Source organism: Chroococcidiopsis sp. TS-821 (genome assembly GCF_002939305.1).
Taxonomy (GTDB): domain Bacteria; phylum Cyanobacteriota; class Cyanobacteriia; order Cyanobacteriales; family Chroococcidiopsidaceae; genus Chroogloeocystis.
Window position 1 is genome coordinate 1 of sequence record NZ_MVDI01000059.1, and the last position, 389, is coordinate 389.

The window sequence follows — 389 nt, forward strand, 5'->3', positions numbered from 1 at the left end:
AACGCTGCCAAAACAATGACCACACATATCATCAATACTCTTGACACTAATAAAATTAGAGTAAAAAACACACAACTTAAAAATATACCCACGTTACCACCACTAAACATAGAAAACAACCCGCCAACTGACCCAGTTGACAACGCGCCACCAACCGTTCCGGTAGACAACACGCCACCAACTGACCCGGTAGACAACACGCCACCAACGGACATCGAAACCCCACTACCAACTGACCCGGTAGACAACACGCCACCAACGGACACCGAAACAACACTGCCAACTGACCCGGCTGACAAACCGCCGCCAACTGACCACGACGACAACCCCCCACCCACCCACCCAGCAGCAACACTACCAACCCCCGAGACCGCAAACACCCCACAGCA

General features: G+C 52.2%; 1 protein-coding gene. It reads right to left on the reverse strand.

What is annotated here, in order from left to right:
- Positions 1 to 380, reverse strand: a 380-nt coding sequence (locus tag B1A85_RS25030; RefSeq protein WP_210404711.1) for a hypothetical protein, incomplete at its 3' end; no start/stop codon positions are given.
- Between the last annotated feature and the right edge of the window lie 9 nt (positions 381 to 389).